Annotated in this window: 15 protein-coding genes; 6 read left to right on the forward strand and 9 right to left on the reverse strand. The window is 67.1% G+C overall.

The window, feature by feature from the left end:
- Nucleotides 1-119: 119 nt before the first annotated feature.
- Both ahpC and betI read right to left on the reverse strand, forming a co-directional pair.
- Nucleotides 120-683, reverse strand: coding sequence for an alkyl hydroperoxide reductase subunit C (ahpC, locus tag LDB29_RS00475; RefSeq protein WP_013040906.1), 564 nt, complete (start codon nt 681-683; stop codon nt 120-122).
- Between the two features lie 131 nt (nt 684-814).
- Entirely contained in the window at nt 815-1,453 is a 639-nt protein-coding gene (gene betI, locus LDB29_RS00480) for a transcriptional regulator BetI (protein ID WP_048577133.1), read from the reverse strand.
- Between the two features lie 128 nt (nt 1,454-1,581).
- Here betI and LDB29_RS00485 point away from each other — a divergent pair, with 128 nt between their 5' ends.
- Nucleotides 1,582-2,049 (forward strand): hypothetical protein, encoded by a 468-nt coding sequence (locus tag LDB29_RS00485; RefSeq protein WP_025551127.1) that lies wholly within the window; start codon nt 1,582-1,584, stop codon nt 2,047-2,049.
- Nucleotides 2,050-2,120: 71 nt separating this feature from the next.
- Entirely contained in the window at nt 2,121-2,360 is a 240-nt protein-coding gene (locus LDB29_RS00490; protein ID WP_025551125.1) for a hypothetical protein, read from the forward strand.
- Between the two features lie 116 nt (nt 2,361-2,476).
- Here the strand turns inward: LDB29_RS00490 and LDB29_RS00495 are convergent, their stop codons facing one another.
- The 4 genes from LDB29_RS00495 to LDB29_RS00510 all read right to left on the reverse strand — a co-directional run bounded on the left by LDB29_RS00495 (nt 2,477) and on the right by LDB29_RS00510 (nt 6,766).
- Nucleotides 2,477-3,004 (reverse strand): CarD family transcriptional regulator, encoded by a 528-nt coding sequence (locus LDB29_RS00495; protein ID WP_025551124.1) that lies wholly within the window; start codon nt 3,002-3,004, stop codon nt 2,477-2,479.
- 279 nt (nt 3,005-3,283) lie between these two features.
- Nucleotides 3,284-3,622, reverse strand: coding sequence for a ferredoxin FdxA (gene fdxA / locus LDB29_RS00500; RefSeq protein WP_025551122.1), 339 nt, complete (start codon nt 3,620-3,622; stop codon nt 3,284-3,286).
- A 209-nt stretch (nt 3,623-3,831) separates the two neighbouring features.
- Complete coding sequence (locus LDB29_RS00505; RefSeq protein WP_044661669.1) at nt 3,832-4,128, reverse strand: RNA-binding S4 domain-containing protein; 297 nt, start codon at nt 4,126-4,128, stop codon at nt 3,832-3,834.
- Nucleotides 4,121-6,766, reverse strand: coding sequence for a helicase-related protein (locus LDB29_RS00510; protein WP_257555654.1), 2,646 nt, complete (start codon nt 6,764-6,766; stop codon nt 4,121-4,123). The genes LDB29_RS00505 and LDB29_RS00510 overlap by 8 nt, the downstream gene beginning before the upstream one ends.
- Before the next feature lie 379 nt (nt 6,767-7,145).
- On the opposite strand from LDB29_RS00510, the gene LDB29_RS00515 reads away from it, so the two are divergent.
- Both LDB29_RS00515 and LDB29_RS00520 read left to right on the forward strand, forming a co-directional pair.
- Nucleotides 7,146-8,675, forward strand: a complete 1,530-nt coding sequence (locus LDB29_RS00515; protein WP_025551597.1) for a M23 family metallopeptidase — start codon at nt 7,146-7,148, stop codon at nt 8,673-8,675.
- Nucleotides 8,676-8,711: 36 nt separating this feature from the next.
- Nucleotides 8,712-9,509, forward strand: coding sequence for a nucleotidyltransferase family protein (locus tag LDB29_RS00520; protein ID WP_025551598.1), 798 nt, complete (start codon nt 8,712-8,714; stop codon nt 9,507-9,509).
- Nucleotides 9,510-9,577: 68 nt separating this feature from the next.
- Here the strand turns inward: LDB29_RS00520 and LDB29_RS00525 are convergent, their stop codons facing one another.
- Nucleotides 9,578-9,919, reverse strand: a complete 342-nt coding sequence (locus LDB29_RS00525) for a helix-turn-helix transcriptional regulator (protein ID WP_025551600.1) — start codon at nt 9,917-9,919, stop codon at nt 9,578-9,580.
- 290 nt (nt 9,920-10,209) lie between these two features.
- Here LDB29_RS00525 and LDB29_RS00530 point away from each other — a divergent pair, with 290 nt between their 5' ends.
- Together LDB29_RS00530 and folP are read left to right on the forward strand one after the other, a co-directional pair.
- Nucleotides 10,210-11,334, forward strand: a complete 1,125-nt coding sequence (locus LDB29_RS00530) for a site-specific DNA-methyltransferase (protein WP_306812469.1) — start codon at nt 10,210-10,212, stop codon at nt 11,332-11,334.
- A 44-nt stretch (nt 11,335-11,378) separates the two neighbouring features.
- A complete protein-coding gene (gene folP, locus LDB29_RS00535; RefSeq protein ID WP_099186199.1) occupies nt 11,379-12,500 on the forward strand; it encodes a dihydropteroate synthase in 1,122 nt (373 codons plus the stop codon).
- A gap of 80 nt (nt 12,501-12,580) precedes the next feature.
- Here folP and LDB29_RS00540 read toward each other — a convergent pair whose 3' ends face one another.
- Nucleotides 12,581-13,501 carry an NAD(P)-dependent oxidoreductase gene (locus tag LDB29_RS00540; protein ID WP_025551603.1) on the reverse strand — a complete coding sequence of 307 codons (921 nt, stop codon included), beginning with the start codon at nt 13,499-13,501 and terminating at the stop codon, nt 12,581-12,583.
- 4 nt (nt 13,502-13,505) lie between these two features.
- Entirely contained in the window at nt 13,506-14,636 is a 1,131-nt protein-coding gene (gene proB / locus LDB29_RS00545) for a glutamate 5-kinase (protein WP_025551605.1), read from the reverse strand.
- Between the last annotated feature and the right edge of the window lie 109 nt (nt 14,637-14,745).

The following is a 14,745-nucleotide window of genomic DNA, read 5'->3' on the forward strand; positions in this document are numbered from 1 at the left end:
TTGCGATGATGCGATTTGACTTCGTCGTGCTCCTGCGAAGGCAGGAGCACGCGGCATGCAGAGGCGCTGCCGGATCAGGGAGGAACTCGATCCGATCCGGCAGACGCCCTTTCAGGTCTTCAGATCTTGCCGACCAGGTCGAGCGACGGAGCAAGGGTCGCTTCGCCTTCTTCCCACTTGGCCGGGCAGACTTCGCCGGGATTGGCGGCGACATATTGCGCGGCCTTGACCTTGCGGAGCAGTTCGGTCGCGTTGCGGCCGACGCCTTCCGAGGTGATTTCCATGAACTGGATCACGCCTTCGGGATCGACCAGGAAGGTCGCGCGGTCGGCAAGGCCCACGCCCGGGCGCATCACGTCGAAATTATTGGTGATCTGGCCCGACTGGTCGCCCAGCATATAATAGTTGATCTTGCCGATGGCCGGCGAGGTGTCGTGCCAGGCCTTGTGGCTGAAATGCGTGTCGGTCGACACCGAGTACACCTCTACGTTCAGCTTCTGCAGCGTCGGGTAGATGTCGGCCAGATCCTCCAGCTCCGTCGGGCAGACGAAGGTGAAGTCGGCGGGGTAGAAGAAGAAGACGGCCCACTTGCCCTTCACGTCGGCGTCGGTCACGTCGACGAACTTGCCTTCCTTGTAAGCGGTGGCCTTGAACGGCTTGATGGTCGTGTTGATAAGCGCCATGGGCTTTCCAGTTCCTTTTTAGGGGGTTGCTGTTGCCCGACCCATGTAGGGAAAGCGCAGGGCGCCGTGAAATTGGTTTTATCGACAAGGTTGATTGATAAAAACGATCACCGCCAGCTTCATTGATCGATCTAGCCGTTTCTCGGCTTTTGCAGGACGTAGTTCATCGCCTCCTCCAGCATGCCCAGCGCTTCCTCTATGGTGAAGGTGGAGGAGTCGAGGCACAGTTCCAGCCACAGGCCGTCGATCATCGCGGTAAGCCCGATGGCGGCGATGCGCGCGTCGGGACGGGGAATCTGGGGCGCCGCCTCGCGCAGCAGCACCTCCATGCGTTCGCGCCCGCCGCCATAGGTTTCGGCATGGGTGGCGGCGATGGCGGGATTGGTCTTGTTGAGGCTCCAGAAGGAAATCCAGGTCGCCAGCAGATCGGGGTCCAGCACGGGCGGCTGGAAGTTGGAGCGCAGATAGGCCCAGAGCCGTGCGCGGGGGCAGGAGCCGGCCTCCGCCACGGCGCGTTCCATGGCGGCGGCGACCTTTTCACCGACATCGCGATAGGTGGCCAGGATCAGCGCGTCGACGCCGTCGAAATAATGGGTGAGCAAACCGGCCGAAACGCCGGCATAGGCGCAGATCGCGCGGACGGAGGTGCCGCCCACGCCCTTTTCCGAAAGACAGCGCGCCGTCGCCTCGATCAGGGCCTGCCGCCGGACATCGGCGGATTCGCGAACGAACCGCGCCCTTTCCGGGCGCCCCTCAACCTTGTTCTCCATCTCTTTTCCCCGCCCATGATCCTGCCTTCCCGCCGCAGCCGCTGGCAAGCGGCTCCGCCCCCTGTCGGGAAATGGATCGAAGCCCCGCGTTCAGCGGTTTATCGGGTCAATTGCAAGGAGAAAGATGGATGAATCGTCGCAATCTGGGCCTGATTCTCCCGCTGATGGCGATGGGAGCGCTAACTTCCGGTTGCGCCAGGAGCGCCGACGAGGGCGGGGCCGCGAACAATGCCGCGCAGCCGGCCGATGTGGAGGCGATTGCCGAGCCCGATGCCGTCAATGCCGCCGCCAACGGGGCGGCGGGCCTGCCCACCGACGAGTGGGTCGGGCGGTGGAATGGGCCGGAGGGGCTGTTCCTGGACATCCAGCCGTCGCCCGATGGCCGGCCCGGACATTATGCCATCGCCAATCAGGACAATCTGGACCGGCAGGGAGACTATCCCGGCGTGGCCGAAGGGGCGACGATCCGCTTCGTGCGCGACGGCAGGGACCTGAGCATTCGTCCGGGCACGGGCGCGGAAACCGGGTTCAAGGATCTTGCCGGCCGGCAGGATTGCCTGATCGTGCTGCCGGGCCGGGAGGGCTATTGCCGCTGATCCGGTCAGGAACCCGCCCGCTCGCTTGCGCATTTATGCCGCCGGGTGGCGTGAAGACGAGGAGGATTTCTATGGCGGATTATCAGGATCGTCCGGCGACGACCACGATCATCGAGAAGCGTGGCGGCGGCGGAACCATGGTGGCGGTTCTCCTGCTGGTCGTGGTCGTGGCGATTGCCGCCTTCTTCCTGATCAGCAGCCAGAGCCGGAAGGACAGCGCAGTCGAGAGCGCGGCCACGCAGGTCGGCCAGGCGGCGAGCGATGTCGGAGATGCGGCGAAGGACGCGGCGGGCGCTGCGAAGGGCGAATAGGCCCGGCGCCGCACCGGCGGTCTCCCGCCGTTCGTCCGGTTGGATTGCAAAAAAAGGGCGCCCTGTTCGGGGCGCCCTTAATTCTGGCCTGCCGTTGTCGGCTCAGCCGGATGTCGTCAGCCTTCCACCTTCGCATGCCGGGGTGCGGCTTCGTTGAGGATGCGCAGGATCTTCTTGAGCGCGCTCGGTTCGTCCGTTTCCTCCATCGCCGCGAGTTCGCGGGCGAGGCGGCTGGACGCGGCTTCAAAGATCTGCCGTTCGGAATAGCTCTGTTCCGGCTGATCGTCGGCGCGGAACAGGTCGCGGGTCACTTCGGCGATCGACACCAGATCGCCCGAATTGATCTTCGCTTCATATTCCTGCGCGCGGCGCGACCACATGGTGCGCTTCACCTTGGGCTTGCCCTTCAGGGTTTCGACCGCTTCCTCCAGCGTCTTGTTGGAGGACAGCTTGCGCATGCCGACGCCCTCGGCCTTGTTCGTGGGCACGCGGAGCGTCATCCGCTCCTTTTCGAAGCGCAGGACATAGAGTTCCAGCTCCATGCCCGCAATCTGCTCCTTCTGCAGTTCTATGACGCGGCCAACGCCATGCTTGGGGTAAACAACATAATCACCTACGTCAAAGGACAGCGCCTTGGCAGCCATTTGAAACCTTTCCATGTCTTCGGGGGAGCGGTGGCATTCGCGTTGCAGGTGCGAAAAGGTGCACGAGCCAGGGAAGCGCGGCGCCACCATCATAACATCAGGCATTTGTCTCCGTAGTGGACGCGACCATGTCCACCTGTTGGCGCCTATTTAGCAGATTCGTAACAAAATTGCCACCCCCGGACACAAAATCCGGGAGTGGCGGTGCAAATTAAACGCAACAGCTAGTCTTCATGAGGATGCCGGCGGCGGTTCGCGACAGCCTTGCGGCGCGGCGCTTCAGCTGCCCGCGCCGGGCTCCGGCGAGAAGAATTTCTCCAGCTTGTTTTCGATGCCCTTCATCTCGTCGGCGTCGGCGGGGGCTTCACCCTTGACGGTGATGTTGGGCCATTCGGCGGAGAATTTCGTGTTCAGCTCCAGCCATTTTTCCAGGCCGTTCTCCGTATCGGGCAGAATCGCCTCGGCAGGGCATTCCGGTTCGCACACGCCGCAGTCGATGCACTCGTTCGGATTGATGACCAGCATGTTCTCGCCCTCGTAGAAACAGTCCACGGGGCAAACCTCGACGCAATCCATATATTTGCAGCGGATGCAGTTATCGGTCACGACATAGGTCATGGGTCAGCACTCTTGGTAGGGAGACAATCGGCGCCCTGCTATGCGCGGTCGGCGCGAAGGTCAATGAGGATATTGTTGGGGCGCGGGTAGTGGGCTTTTTCCCGTTATCCCTGTGGGGGCGGGGATTCATCTTCCCTGCCGATGAGCCGGGGGCGATGTTGGGAGATGGGTTCCCGCCTTCGCGGGAACGACAAAAGGGGGGGGGGGCTTCAGGCGCCGACCGTCAGTTCCTCGTAGCAGGACTGGGCTTCGGGGGCGGGGCCTCGGCGGCCGGGGAGCTGGAGGATGCGGACGACCCGGACGCCGCTGGGATGGGGAAAGGTGATGAGATCGCCGGCCCGCACCGGCGCGTGCGAGCGTTCGATGCGGCGGCCGTTGAGGCGGATATGGCCGTCCTCCGCCATTTTCTGGGCGACCGAACGGCTCTTTGCGAGGCGCGCGAACCAGAGGAACTTGTCGATGCGCAGGCTGGGGCCGTGGGCCGCGACCAGGCCCGCGTCAGCCATTGCGGCCCAGCAGTTCGGCAAGGCCCGCAAAGGCATGGTTGCCGGTGGGGGCAGGGCCGGACGAGGCGGCGGGGCGCGGCCCCCGGTCGTTGCGGGGCTTGCCCTGGGCGGGCGCGCCGCGCTTTTCGCGGCCCGGATGCTGCTGGTGCGTCCGCGCCTTCTGCCGGCCACGGAAGGCCCAATTGGGTCCGCCCTCCGCAGGCGCCTCCACGGCGCGGAAGCCCGCGAGGCGCATCAGTTGCAGGAAGGCGTCCTCCGACAGGCCGAGCGAGACGATCTGCGGGCTCTGCGCGGTGAAGGCCTCGTTCCTGGCGATGGCTTCATGCGCGGTGCGGGCCATGCGTTCGGCCATGTCGATGCGCAGCATCTGTTCGCCAAAGCCGCGGAAGCCGGCGATGCGGGCGCCCATCTGCTCAGGCTTTTCGCCGGCCGGGATCAGGGTGAGGCCCGGGCCGGGCAGGGGCAGGCAGGGCTTGCCCAGGCGCGCGGCCAGCAGGGCGGCGCGCCAGCGGGCGGCGCCGGGCTTCAGCAGGCCGGGATGATAGATATCGAGCACGCCGATGTCGATGCCGGCGCGGCGCAGCAGATGGCGCTGGTCCTTGTCGAGATGGCCGAGCGCCGAATCGAGTTCGGTGCGCGCGATGACGCCGCCGGCATCGGCAAGCTGGGCGAAGACGGCGCGGACGACGGCGGGGACTTCGGGATCGGCGCTGCTGGCCACCATCCTGGTGAGGGGCAGCAGATGCTTTTCCTTCTGCGCGTCCATCCATGCGGCAAGGCGGGCCGCCACCTGCTTCTGCACATCCTGTCCCATTGCGAGGAGCGCGCGGTCCAGACGGATTTCCGGGGTCAGCAGCGCGGGGCCGCCGTGCAGCGTCGCCACCGGATCGCCCTTCCAGCTTATGCCGGGGGCCTGCCCTGCTTCGTCCATGAGCGCGAAATCGGTATCGGGTGCGCCCAGCAATTCGTCAGCCTTCACTCGCAATATCCTTCCAAGGCGCCGTTCAGCGGCCGCCAGCAGCATCTTCCTGTCCTGATGCCGGGTAGCGGGATCGACCGAGAAACGAAATCCGTCAAGTCGCCCGATCGTCTCGCCATCGACGCAGACTGTCCCGTCCTGTTCGATTTCGACCGGCAGATTGGCCGCGCTTTGGCCGATGTCCCTTAGCAGAACGGTGGTGCGCCGGTCCACGAAACGCTGCGTCAGCGCGGCGTGGAGCGCGTCGGAGAGCTTTTCTTCGAGGGCGCGGGTGCGCTCCGCCATTTCCGCCGGATGGGCGAGCCAGTCGGCGCGATGGGCGATGTAGGACCAGGTGCGGGCGGCGGCGATCCGGCCGGAGAGGGTGTCGATGTCGCCCTGAACCGAATCGAGTCGCGCAATCTGCTGGGCGAACCAGTCGCGGGGGATGTGGCCCGTCCCTTCGGACAGGAAGCGCCAGATGCGGCTGACGGCGCGGGCATGATGTTCGGCGCCCAGTTTCTGGAAATCGGGCAGGCCGCAGGCGGCCCAGAGCCGTTCGACCTGCTTCCTGCCGCGTGCCCGATCAATCACCAGCGGGTCGTCGGCGAGCCGCCTGAGCACGGCGAGGTCGACCGCTTCGGGCGCGGCGCGCAGTTCGGGGCGTTTGGGCTTCTGCTCCAGATCGGAAATGAGGTGATCCAGCCGGTCGGTGCGCGGCGTGCCGTTGCGCCAGAAAAGCTGCTCCACCGGCGGAAACCGGTGCGCCTCTATCGCCTCTATCTCCTCCGGCGTGAAGGCGGCGTCGCCATCCTCATGGCCCAGGCTGCCGAAGGTGCCGTCCTGGTGGTGGCGGCCGGCGCGACCGGCGATCTGCGCCGTTTCCGCGACGGTCAGGCGGCGGGTGCGGCGGCCGTCATATTTGCGCAGCGAGGCGAAGGCGACATGCGCGACGTCGAGGTTGAGGCCCATGCCGATCGCGTCGGTGGCGACCAGATAGTCGACCTCTCCGTTCAGGAACATCTGCACCTGCGCATTGCGGGTGCGGGGCGAGAGCGCGCCCATCACCACCGCCGCGCCGCCCCGGAAGCGGCGGAGCATTTCCGCCACGGCATAGACCTCCTCGGCGGAGAAGGCGACGATGGCGGAACGCTTGGGCAGGCGGGAGAGCTTTTTCGCGCCGGCATAGCTGAGCGTCGAGAAACGCGGGCGGCCGATGATCTCCGCATCGGGGACCAACGCCTTCACCACCCGGCCGATGCTGGCCGAGCCGAGGATCATCGTTTCCTCCCGGCCCCTGGCGCGCAGGAGGCGGTCGGTGAAGACATGGCCGCGTTCCGGATCGGCGCCGAGCTGGGCTTCGTCCAGGGCGACGAAGGCGTAATCCGCCAGCCCCTCGTTCGCGGTCCCGGCCTGCCGACCGATCGGCATGGATTCCGCGGTGCAGAGGAAATAGCGGGCGCCGGGGGGCACGATCTTTTCCTCGCCGGTGATGAGGGCGACCTGCGCCGGGCCCTTCATGCCGGCCACCCGGTCATAGACTTCCCGCGCCAGCAGGCGCAGCGGGAAGCCCATCATCCCGGAGCTATGGCCGCACATGCGTTCGACGGCGAGGTGGGTCTTGCCGGTGTTGGTGGGGCCCAGGACGGCGGTGAGGGGCGATCGGGCGAACTGGGCCATGGTCCCTGCTATGTCGGGCATGGATCGAGGAAGGGCAAGGGGAAAGGCCCGGGCGGGAGGTCGAATTGGGGTGCGCGGGTCTTGCGGGTGGGCCGCCGGCCTTGCGGCGGGGGTGGGGGTGGGAGATGGATCCCCGCCTTCGCGGGGATGACGGGGAGGGGGTGGGGATGAACGGAGGAGGCGGGGGTGACGGGGAGAGGCGAGGATGAGGGGACGAGCGGCGGGGATTGGTCCGCCGGTCCTTTGCGGGGCACGGCCGGTCGCGGAAAAAGGGTTAAAAAAGGCGTGTTTATTTGACTTTAACCTTGTGCTTTTACAAAATTGCGGATGAACGCGCGGCGGGGGTCGGGCGATATTTGCCCCGGGGGCGTGTTTTACCGTGTTTCATGATGGTCAGATCAATGCCCAGCAGGGTGGCGCTTCCGCGTCCCTGTGGCTGACTGACTCGATCCGCAGGGCGGGACCGGCCGAGGATCGGCGCGACTGGCGGGAGAAGCTGCGCGACTGGGCCGAGGATGTGGAACTGGTTCCCGACCTCGGCCAGCGGGTGGGAAGTTTCACCTGGTTCCGGGGACTTGCGACCTGTTTCGGGCTGTGCGCGGCGGCGCTTTATCTGTCGCCGGGCTTTCATGCCCTGCCCGGCGCGCCGCAGCCGCTGATGCCGGCGAGGCAGTTCGACGAAGTGCGCAGCCAGATGATCATGCCGCTTGCCCTGGGCGCGGACAGCGGACGGCGCATGGGGCCGACCGACGCGGTGCAGCCGCTGCGCGAGACGCCGGAGCGGCCGCAGATCGAATTGCGCGCGCAGATCGGCGGCAGCGATTCGCTGGGCCGGGCGCTGGCGCGGGCGGGCGTGAGCGGCGGCGACGTGGCGACGGTGACGAGCCTGGTGGCGGGCGACACCGGCGCGGGATTGAAGCCGGGCACGCCGCTGGACATCGTGCTGGGCCGCCGGCCGAGCCGGGACGTGCCGCGGCCGCTGGACCGGCTGAGCTTCCGGGCGCGGCTCGATCTGGGGATCGAGATCGCGCGGGCCGGCGGGGTCCTGCAGGTGCAGCGGACGGCGATCCATGTGGACGAGACGCCGCTGCGCATCCAGGGCGTGGTGGGCGAGAGCCTCTATCGATCGGCGCGGGCCGCGGGCGCGCCGCCCAAGGCGATCCAGAGTTTCCTGCGCGTCGTCGCGCAGCAGGTCGATCTCGGATCGATCTCGGCGGGGGACCGCTATGACATCGTCACCGAATATCGGCGGGCCGACACGGGCGACGTAGAGGTGGGCGACCTGCTGTTCGCCGGGCTGCACCGGGCGAGCGGGCGCGGCATCGACATGCTGAAATGGACGCAGGACGGGCGGACCCAGTGGTTCGAGGCGTCGGGCGTCGGCCAGCGGCGTGGCGTGCTGTCGGCGCCGGTGGCGGGGCGCATGTCGTCCAGCTTCGGCATGCGGCGCCATCCGATCCTGGGTTATACCCGCATGCATGCGGGGATCGATTTTGCCGCCCATTATGGTTCGCCCATCTATGCGGCGACGGACGGCGTGGTGTCCTATGCCGGGCGGCATGGCGGGCATGGCAATTATGTGCGGCTGGAGCATGGCAACGGCCTTGCCACAGGCTATGCGCATATGAGCCGCATCGCCGCGTCGCCGGGGCAGCGGGTGCGGCAGGGGCAGGTGATCGGCTATGTCGGATCGTCGGGCCTGTCGACCGGGCCGCATCTGCATTATGAGCTGTACCGGAACGGACGGACGATCAATCCGCTGTCGGTGCGGTTCACCACGACATCGCAATTGGCGGGCAGGGAACTGGCGGCTTTCCGGCAGCGGCTGGTGCAGTTGAAGAGCCTGCGCATCGGCCTGCCCGTGCAGGTGGCGCAGAAGAGCGCGGCGCCGGCCGCGGCCGGGAAATAGCTTTTCGCGGGCGATTCCCTCCGCTAACGGGCGGGAATGAACGCAGCGGCTTCCGACATCACCGCGATCCTGCTGGCCGGGGCGCGGCCGATCCCCGATCCCCTGGCGGCGGCGGCCGGCGTGGCGGTCAAGCCGCTGGTGCCGGTGGCGGGGGAGCCGATGATCAACCGGCCGGCCCGCGCCCTGCTGGCGCATCCGGCGGTCGGGCGGCTGGTCGTGCTGACCCAGGCGCCGGAACTGTTCGCCGCCGATCCGGCGACCGCCTGGCTGGCGGAGCATCCCGAAGTGCGGTTCGAAAGGAGCGGGGGCGGAATCGCTTCCTCCCTCATCGCCTTGCTGGACCGGGGGGACCTGCCCTTTCCCCTGCTGATGACGACGGCGGATCATGTGCTGCTGGACGGGGCCATGCTGGACCAGATGGTGCGCGAGGCATCCGGCGCGGACATCGCCGTGGCGATGGTCGAGCGCAGGACATTGCTGGCGCGCTATCCGGGGTCGCGGCGGACCTGGCTCAAATTTCGCGACGGCGGGTGGTCGGGGGCGAATCTCTTCTGGTTCGGCAGCGGCAAGGCGCGGCCGGTGGTCGCGCTGTGGCAGGAGGTCGAGCAGGACCGGAAGAAGGGGTGGAAGATTCTGTCCGCCTTCGGACCGCTGGCCCTGCTGGGCGCGGTGCTGCGGATTTCGACGCTGCGGGGCGGGATCGCGCGGGTGGGGCGGCGCTTCGGGATCGTGGCGCGGCTGGTGGCGATGGAGAAGGCGGAGGCCTGCATCGACGCGGACAAGCCGGATGACGTGGCGCTGATCGAGGCGATCCTGGCGGGGTCTGTGCGATAGAAGCGGCGTGTTCCTGCCTGCGCAGGAGCACCTAATTCCATTTCCGCATGTTGTTCCATGTTCGAAAGTCAGTAGGCGTCCAGTTCCTCCAGCGCGGTGAAACGCTGCGACCAGAGCGCGCCGTAGACCGCCATCCACTGCACGACGGGCGCAAGGCCCTTGGCGCGGGCGGAATAATAGGTTTCGCGCCCGGCGCGGCGGGCCGTCACGAGGCTGGCGCGTTTCAGCTTGCCGAGATGGCGGGACACCATGGGTTGCGATACGCCGGAAATGGCGGTGAGGGCGTGGACGCTCTGTTCCCCTTCGCGCACCAGATATTCCAGCAGGGCGCGCCGGGTGCCGTCCGACAGGGCCTTGAACAGTTCGTCGCAGGAGGCCGATCGATCCCCCTTTAAAATATGGTCGGTCATGGACCCATTCATAATCATCGGGTTATCGATGGGTCAAGGTGAAGGCGGTTTTTACCCTTCCCAGCGGCGTTAACCAAAAAAACTTCGGGCCTGTTCTCCGCTGAGTCTTTTGAGTCACACTAGCCGATCTTGAGTCTTTCGAGTCGCTGTCGACTCAATATCTAGTGGCTACCCGGTTCGTTCTCCGTCATGTTAACCATTATGTGAGGCTTGAACCCTAAGTTGCTGATCTTGACGGCTGACTCCGGAGGACTCATCGCTGGGCCTCAGAAGGAAACGGGGGTCACGAAATGGGTGTCATGGAACGCGTCGCGCCGCGGCGGAAAAAGGCGGTTGCGCTCGTGGAGGTCGAGGCCGACCGCCTGCTGCGCGGCGACTGCATCGCGGAAATGGCGAAGCTGCCCGATGCGTGCATCGACATGATCTTCGCGGACCCGCCCTATAATCTCCAGCTTGGCGGCGACCTGTTCCGGCCCGAGGGCAGCCGGGTGGACGCGGTCGACAATGACTGGGACAAGTTCGATACGCTGGGTTCCTACGACCGTTTCACCAAGGCCTGGCTGCGGGAAGCGCGGCGCATATTGAAGCCGAACGGCACCATCTGGGTGATCGGCAGCTACCACAATATCTTCCGCGTCGGCACGGCGTTGCAGGACGAGGGCTTCTGGATCCTCAACGACATCATCTGGCGCAAGTCCAATCCCATGCCCAATTTCAAGGGCACGCGCTTCACCAACGCGCATGAGACGCTGATCTGGGCGAGCCAGGGCGAGGATGCGCGATATACGTTCAACTACAAGGCGATGAAGACGCTGAACGACGAGTTGCAGATGCGGTCCGACTGGGTGCTGCCGATCTGCGGCGGGCAGGAACGGCTGAAGCGCAACGGCACCAAGGCGCATCCGACGCAGAAGCCGGAGGCCCTGCTCTATCGCGTGCTGCTGGCCTGTACGAAGCCGGGCGACGTGGTGCTCGATCCCTTTTTCGGCACCGGGACGACGGGCGCGGTGGCCAAGCGCCTGGGCCGCAGGTGGATCGGCATCGAGCGCGAGGACGATTATATCGAGGTCGCGCTGGAGCGGATCGAGGCGGCGCTGCCGCTGGACGAAAGCGCGCTGACCATCATGCAGACGGCGCGGCAGCAGCCCAAGGTGGCGTTCGGCACGCTGGTCGAGACGGGCTATCTGCAGCCCGGCGCGGTGCTGACGGATTCGAAGCGGCGCTGGCAGGCGGTGGTGCGGGCGGACGGATCGCTGTCGGTGGGGGCGGATACCGGCTCGATCCACAAGATGGGCGCGACCTTGCAGGGTGCGCCGAGTTGCAATGGCTGGACCTTCTGGCATTGCGAGGTGGAGGGCGTGCTGAAGCCGATCGATGCGCTGCGGCAGACCTATTTGCTGGCGAACGAGCCTTAACGATCCCGGATTTCCTTTCGGGCTCTGGGCGACGGAGTTTGAAGATGTTGCCACAGCTTCCTGCCGATGCGCGGCTTTACCTGCGCCCCATCTGGTTCGTGCCGTCGCCCGTCGGTCTGGCCGACGGGTCGGCGGCGCGGATGGGCAATGGGTTGCTGTGGTTCCAGGCTTATGAGCTGACGGCGCGGAAGGACGGGCGGCGGGTGGCGCGGGCGACGGTGCCGGTCGCGGAATTTGCCGACGCCATTGCGGGGCTGCCCGATGCGCTGGCGGAGCGGGCGCAGCGGCTGGCGGCCAATATCTCTGCGCAGCGTCCGCCCCTGGTGCTGGGGGAACGCACCATCCGGTTCGACGCGCCGCAGGTGATGGCGATCCTGAACATCACGCCGGACAGCTTTTCCGACGGCGGCAGGCATATGGACGATCCGCAGGCGGCGGCCGATGCGGGCTTCGCCATGGCGGCGGCGGGGGCGGCGCTGATCGATGTGGGCGGCGAATCCACCCGGCCCAGGGCGCCGCGCCTGTGGGAAGGGGATGAGATCGCCCGCGTCGTGCCGGTGATCGAAAGGCTGGCGGCGGCGGGGATCCCCATGTCCATCGACACCCGTAAGGCGGCGGTGATGGAAGCCGCGCTGGCGGCGGGAGCGTCGGTCGTCAATGATGTGAGCGCGCTGCGGCATGATCCCCGCGCCATGGAAGTGACGGTTGCGGCGGGGTGCCCCGTCATCCTGATGCATGCGCCGTCGGCCGGGGACGATCCGCACGACAATGCCGGGGGTTATGGCGATGTCGTGGCCGATGTGTTCGACATGCTGGAGGCGCGGGTGGACGCCTGTCTGGCGGCGGGGGTGCCGCGCGGGAAGATCATGGTCGATCCGGGATTGGGATTCGGCAAGTCGCTGGGCGACAATCTGGCGCTGGTGAACGGGCTGGCGACGTTGCAGGGGCTGGGCGTGCCGCTGCTGTTCGCGGGCAGCCGCAAGCGCCTGATCGGGGCGCTGTCGAATGAGGCGCCGGCGGCGGAGCGGCTGGGCGGATCGGTGGCCCTGGTCTTTCGCGCCGCTGAACTGGGCGCGCAGATGGTGCGGGTGCATGATGTCGCGGAAAGCGTTCAGGCGCTGCACCTCTGGCGCGGTCTCGCGGATGCGGGCTTGGGCGCGGTTTAGAGCATCGTGCGGAGAAAGGGGAGGCGGTTTAGGCCTTGCCGGGAGAGTCCCCGTTCAGGCCGTGGCGGAGGCCGTGCCGCTTATCGCAGCCAGCCTTTCGCCCGATAGGCTTCGGCAGTGGCCTTCAATCCCTCTTCCGTCGGCACCCGGGGCACCCACAGCTTTTTGGGCGGTTGCCTGCGCTTCGTCACGACCCAGTCGGGGTGGCAGAAATAGCTGACCCGGTCGGGCGTCAGCCTGGCGTTCCTGCCGCGCACCAGCCGGTCGAGGCGCGCGCCCATGCCCAGCAGCCAGGCGGGCGTCGCGAAGGTCCGCACCGGCCGTCCGACGGCGCGTCCGATCGCCTGCGCGAAGTCCATATGGTCCCAGCCGCCGGGCGTGCCGTCATCGACCTCATAGACATGGGTCAGGCTCTTCATGTCCTTTTCGACCGCCAGCGTCAGGAACAGACGGGCGAGGTCGCCCACCTCGATCACCGACAGGCGTCCGCCGGGCGGCATCAGCATGATCCCGCGCCGGGCCATGCGGAACAGTTCCAGCATCTCCCGGTCGCCGGGGCCGTAGATGGCGGGCGGGCGGATGATCGTCCAGTCGAGGCCGCTCGCCTTCACATGCCGCTCCGCCAGTTCCTTCGACCAGCCATAGTCCGACAGTTCCGGTTCCCGCGCCGAAAGCGAGGAGACGTGGATCAGCCGCTTGACCCCGCGATGCCGCATCGCGTCGACCACCGCCATGGTGCCGCGCGCATTGCCCGTTTCGAAGCCTTCGCGGTCGGGCGCGTTCACCACGCCGGCGATGTGGATCACCACATCGGCGTCGCGCACCAGCGTGTTGAGCGCCGCCCGGTCCTCCAGCGCGCCGGGCACCCATTTGAGATGGGCGCGCGGCGGCTGCGCCCGGCGGGTGATGGCGCTGACATGATGTCCCGCCGCCAGAGCCTGATGGAGCGTTTCGGCGCCGACGAAACCCGTCGCGCCCGTCATCGCAATGCGCAGGGACATGGGATCAGACCATCGCCATATGATCGCGGTGGACCAGCACCGAGCGGGGCAGATGCCCCAGCAGCGCGGCGATGTCCTCGCTGCGCTTGCCGGCGATGCGGGAGGCTTCCTCGCTGTCATATTCGATGAGGCCGCGGGCGATCACCCGACCATCCTCGGCCAATATGTCGACCACATCGCCGCGGGCGAAGATGCCATCGACCCGCGCCACGCCGGCCGGGAGCAGGCTGTTGCCGCGGCCCAGGGCGGCCTCCGCCCCCGCATCGACCACGATACGACCGCGCACGGTGAGGCGGCCGGCGAGCCAGCCCTTGCGCGCGCCCCTGGCCTGTGCGGCGAGGAAGATCGAGCCCTTGCCGCCATCCGTCCAGTGCGACAGCGGCGAATCCACCTTGCCCGAGATGATCGCCAGATGCGCGCCGGCCCCGGTCGCGATCCGCGCCGCCTCGATCTTGGAGGTCATGCCCCCCGATCCCATGCCCGAGGCGGAGCCGCCGTCCGCCATCCCGGCGATGCGCGCATCGATGCGCTCGATTGTCTCTATCAGCATGGCGTCCGCATCGACATGCGGGTTGGCGGTGTAAAGCCCGTCGACGTCCGACAGCAGCACAACTGCGTCAGCCCGTGCCGCCTGTCCGATGCGCGCCGCCAGCCGGTCATTGTCGCCGAAGCGGATTTCCGCCGTGGCGACGCTGTCATTCTCGTTCACGACCGGCACGACGTCGAGCGCCATCAGCCGTTCCAGCGTGGCCGACGCATTGAGATAGCGGCGGCGGTTTTCCAGATCGTCCAGCGTCACCAGCATCTGCGCGGCGGTGATGCCCCTTTCGTGGAGCAGGCTGGCCCAGCATTGCGACAGCGCGATCTGGCCGGTGGCGGCGGCCGCCTGCGCGTCTTCGAGCGAGCCGCGTCCGCCCTTGGGCAGTTTCAGCCGCCGGGCCCCCAGGGCGATGGCGCCGGAGGAGACGATGATGATCTGCTGGCCCGCAGCCTTGCGCGCCGCGATGTCGGCCACCAGCGTGCGCAGCCAGGATTGGCGCACCTCGCCCTTCGGATCGACGAGCAGGGCGGAGCCGATCTTGATGACCAGGCGGCGGATTTGCGAAGGAGGGAAGCCGGAGAGGGAAGAAGTCATGAAGCGGTCCGAATGCGCTCCTCCCCTGCAGGGGAGGGGGTGGGGTGAGGAGGCAAGGCGGGGGAAGCCCTATCCGGCAAGCCCCCATCCCCGACCCCTTCCCTGAAGG

Origin of the sequence: Sphingobium sp. CFD-2 (assembly GCF_024611135.1) — a bacterium.
Taxonomy (GTDB): domain Bacteria; phylum Pseudomonadota; class Alphaproteobacteria; order Sphingomonadales; family Sphingomonadaceae; genus Sphingobium; species Sphingobium fuliginis.